This is a genomic window from Flavobacterium sp., from assembly GCF_043773265.1.
GTDB lineage: Bacteria > Bacteroidota > Bacteroidia > Flavobacteriales > Flavobacteriaceae > Flavobacterium.
This window is the reverse complement of the sequence record NZ_JAYVFH010000079.1, coordinates 1-4859: the sequence shown is the minus strand read 5'-3', so window position 1 is coordinate 4859 and position 4859 is coordinate 1. Positions and strand designations below refer to the sequence as shown.

2 protein-coding genes and 3 pseudogenes are annotated in these 4859 nt (G+C 29.4%); all 5 read left to right on the top strand.

Features of this window, described 5'->3' with window-relative positions; genetic code table 11:
- Positions 1-1276 (top strand): annotated as a pseudogene (locus ACH2BO_RS04310) (hypothetical protein); the annotation flags it as partial.
- Between the two features lies 1 nt (position 1277).
- The gene (locus ACH2BO_RS04305; RefSeq protein WP_395043523.1) at positions 1278-3239 is read left to right on the top strand and encodes a T9SS type A sorting domain-containing protein; all 1962 of its coding nucleotides are present in this window, start codon (positions 1278-1280) and stop codon (positions 3237-3239) included.
- 82 nt (positions 3240-3321) lie between these two features.
- Positions 3322-4236: a dimethylarginine dimethylaminohydrolase family protein gene (locus ACH2BO_RS04300; RefSeq protein WP_395043522.1), complete on the top strand. Its 915-nt coding sequence runs from the start codon at positions 3322-3324 to the stop codon at positions 4234-4236.
- Between the two features lie 139 nt (positions 4237-4375).
- Positions 4376-4654: pseudogene (locus tag ACH2BO_RS04295) on the top strand (four helix bundle protein); the annotation flags it as partial.
- Positions 4655-4728: 74 nt separating this feature from the next.
- A pseudogene (locus tag ACH2BO_RS04290) lies at positions 4729-4859 on the top strand (amidinotransferase); the annotation flags it as partial.

Genomic DNA, 4859 nt, shown 5'->3' with positions numbered 1-4859 from the left:
AATTTCAAACGGAAACACAGTAGTTCTTCCAACATTTGTAGAAGTTGACGGAAGTGTTACTAATGAATTGCAAACATTATCACAAGCAGGAAACACAGTTACACTTTCAAATGGTGGAGGTTCTTTTACAATGCCAACAACAACAGTAACAGCTGGAGCAAATGTAACAGTAACAGGAAATGGTTCTTCATCAACTCCTTATATTGTTTCTTCTATAAATACAGACGCACAATCATTAGCATTAGTTGGAAATAATTTAACAATTTCAAACGGAAACACAGTAGTTCTTCCAACATTTGTAGAAGTTGACGGTAGTGTTACCAATGAATTACAAACATTATCACAAGCAGGAAACACAGTAACACTTTCAAATGGCGGAGGTTCTTTTACAATGCCAACAACAACAGTAACAGCTGGAGCAAATGTAACAGTTACAGGAAATGGTTCTTCATCAACTCCATATATTGTTTCTTCTATAAATACTGATGCACAATCATTAGCATTAGTTGGAAATAATTTAACAATTTCTAACGGAAACACAATAGTTCTTCCAACATTTGTAGAAGTTGACGGAAGTGTTACCAATGAATTGCAAACATTATCACAAGCAGGAAATACAGTAACACTTTCAAATGGTGGTGGTTCTTTTACAATGCCAACAACAAGTATAATTGCTGGAACTAATACAACTGTTTCTGGAAATGGATCTGCTAGTACACCTTTTCAAATAAATGCAATTGATACTAGTATTTATGCAAATAATGGAATAATAAACCAAGCAACAACTACTGGTAATAATAGAGTAGTTGACATGAATAATAGAAATATTTGGTTCAATACAACAACTAGTTCTACAAACGGTAAAATATATTTAGGTTCGACATCAGTATATCCAAATTCTACTGGAAATTATAAATTATTTGTTGAAGGTGGAATAATGACAGAAAAAATAAAAGTTGCTTTAAGAAGTACAGCAAATTGGGCAGATTATGTATTTGATAAAAATTATAAATTAATGTCGTTATTAGAACTTGAAAAATACATTTCTACCAACAAACATTTACCAGGTATTGAGTCTGCAAATGAATTGACTAAAAACGGAATTGATGTTACAGATATGCAATCTAAACAAATGGCTAAAATTGAAGAATTAACTTTATATATTATCAACCAAAACAAAACTTTAGTAGAACAAAGCAAAGCCATAAGTATGCAAAACAAAGAAATTGAAGCTTTAAAAACTTTAATGGATACTTTAATTGATAAAACTAAATGATATGTTTAAGATATTAAAAATAGTATTATTTGGTATAATTTGTTTTGTATCTGAAACTATTTCTGCTCAAGTTGATCAGTATATAGAAACAGAGAATAGCAGAATTATAGTTTCTAAAAAAATAGAAATAGAAATCCAAAATTTTATTGATGATAATTTTTATAACTACAAATTATCTCAAGAAATTAATGATAAAATAATTCATTCTTTAAAAGATGAAAATGAATTTACTCCTGAAGAGTTAGAAAAAGAAGTAATAAACACAAAAAAACACGAATTAAGAAAATTATTTTTTTACAGAAATCCAGATAAAAAAGTGAATTATGTGGCTACACCAATTCCACCTTCTGTTCAACAATTGTGTGTAAATGGTGATTTTGAAAACGGTTTAGCAGGATATTCATTTTGGTCAGATGCTCATCCTCAACCAGCATCTGGATCTGCTTTTTTTCTATCTTGTGACACACCTACAGCACTTTCTGCTACTAATGTTATTGCACCAACGACAAATAATTTTAATTCAGCAATAACAATGATTGATAATGCAAGTGCTGGATATCAAGTCAATGATCCAACTCTTGCAGGTTTTGGAGTTAATATTCCAACTTTAAACACCAATGGTGGAGGAAAATGTATTAAATTGAACAATACTTTTGGTTCTGGTTCTTCAGATTTATCAACTGTTTCAAGGTATTTTCCAAGTATAAATCAATCTACAATTGATTTTAATTTTTCATTAATAATGGACAATAAACCAGATCATGAACAAGACATTCAACCTTATTTTAGAGTTAGAGTTTTAGATCAATTTAATAATGTAGTTGATGAAATATGTATAATTGCAAACCCAAGTAACTGCTTGTTTACAGCATTAAATATTAGTTTTGACAGAAGAATACTCTACACTGGTTGGATATGCGCAAGATTGAACGTTCAAGATATATTAAACCAACCAGGTACAATTGAGTTTTCTGTTAGTGATTGTCAACCTTCAAGACATTTTGGAACAGTTTATATTGATAATATTTGTGGTTTAACTTGTTCTGCTCCACAACTTGGTGCTTTAAATATTAATCCAACAAATGTAAATTGTCCAGATGTTGCTAATAATTTGCCTTTTCAAGTTTGTGGTACATATCAAGTTCCATTAAATTCAACATTGAACACATTAACTTTAGACATTTTGCAAGGTGGAAATGTTGTTGGAACAATAAATACTCCAACACAACTAACAGCATCCACTTTTTGTTTTACAGTTTTTCCGAGTTTGTTTGGTGCAAACCCATCAGGAAATTTTGAATTTCAAATAAATGCCACATTTTTAGTCAATTGTTCATCAGGAACATTTAATTATGATATATCAACTAATTCATCAGGAATTGGAGCAGATGTTACTTTTATAGATTGTTGTGTTCCAACGTTAACATTAACAACGCCAGCAGATAACCATAACAATTTGGCGCCATTTGCAATTACTCAAAGAGAAAGATCAGATTGGATTAAAGCATCCAATTTAGTTTCCTTTGGAGATAATACTTTGGCAAATGGAGTAGTGTATCATGCAGAAAATTTTGTTGAACTAAATCCAGGTTTCGAAGCACTTCTTGGAGCACAATTTGCAGCTTATCCCGAAGGTTGTTCTGGTAATTATACCTATAGAAGTGAAAATGGAACAAATCCTCAAAACCAAAACAATGATAATGTTATAAACTTAGAAAAAAATGCAGTAGGATTTTTAATAGTACCCAATCCTTCAAGTAATTCTATAGAAATACTTATGAAAAATGCTAAATTCAAGAATATTACTATAACAACTGTAGATGGAAAAATTGTTTTAGAAAGAAATATTCAAAGCAATAATAAATGCAATCTTGATGTTGCCAATTATGCTAATGGAATATATATTGTAAATATTACAACAGAAGATGAGCAACTATTTACAGAAAAATTAATAAAAAACTAATTAAAATATAAATTATTAATGATGAAAGCTTCTCCTAATCGAGAAGCTTTTTTTATATTTGCCAAAAGCCAAAAGCAATTATATGCTACAATTAAATGTAATAAACGAAACTTCAAGATTAAGAGCTGTTGTACTTGGTTCAGCCATAAATAATGGGCCAACACCAACAGCAGAAGAAGCTTATGATCCAAAATCACTAGAACATATTTTGGAAGGAACATATCCTATTGAAAAAGATATGGTTCTAGAAATGGAAGCTTTTAACAAAGTATTTCAAAAATATGACGTAAAAGTTTTTCGTCCAGAAATGATTGAAAATTATAATCAAATATTTACACGTGATATTGGTTTTGTTATAGATGATACTTTTATAAAAGCCAATATTTTACCAGATAGAAACCGAGAATTAGAGGCAATTCAATATATAATTAATCAAATAAATCCTGCCAAAGTTGTTCGTCCTCCAGAAGAAGTGCATATTGAAGGTGGCGATGTTATGCTTTGGAACGACTATATTTTTATTGGAACTTACAAAGGTTCAGATTATAAAGATTACATTACAGCAAGAACAAATATGGCCGGAGTTGAGTATATTAGAAATTTATTTCCTAACAAAATTGTAAAAGAATTTGACTTAGTAAAATCTAAAATTGAAGCTCGTGATAATGCATTGCACTTAGATTGTTGCTTTCAACCTGTTGGAAAAAATAAAGGAATTATCTACAAAAGTGGTTTTCGTGAAGAAGCAGATTATGTCTATTTAGTAAAATTATTTGGCAAAGAAAACCTGTTTCATATTACTCGTGATGAAATGTATAGTATGAATTCTAATGTTTTTTCAATTGATGAAAATGTAGTAGTATCTGAAAAAAACTTTACAAGATTAAACAATTGGTTACGTGAAAATGATTTTATAGTTGAAGAAATTCCATATGCTGAAATTGCTAAACAAGAAGGACTTTTAAGATGTTCTACATTGCCATTGATTAGAGATTAGAAAGTTGTCAGTTGACGGTTTTCAGTTATTAATAATTTAAATTGTTAAAATAAGTAGTTATCAAGATTTAGATATTTATAAAATCAGTTTATCATTGTTTTATAAAGTGCATCCGGCATGATTATTATTACCAAAATATGAAATGTATGAATTGGGTAGTCAAATTAGACGATCATCAGATTCAGTTAATTCAAATATAGTAGAAGGTTATGGTAGAAATCGGTGCAAAGCTGATTTCATTAAGTTTTTAGTTTACTCACATTCAAGTTGTTTAGAAACAAAAGGACATTTAATTAAAATTAAACATTTATATAAAGATTTAATTCCTAATATTGAAAGTTATATCTTAGAATATGATAATTTAGGTGCAAAAATATTTAACTTTATAAAATATGTTGAAGGAAACTGGAAAACATAAATAGTAAAAGTGAATAAACTAAATAAAACGATAACCGACAACAGAAAACTGACAACAGAAAATAACAAAGAAAAATGAACCAAACAACCAATTCAATCTTAATGATTCGTCCAGTTGCTTTTAGAATGAACGAGCAAACTGCGGTAAACAATTATTACCAAAAAGTCCTTGACGGATTAACTCCAGAAACTGTTAATGCCAAAGC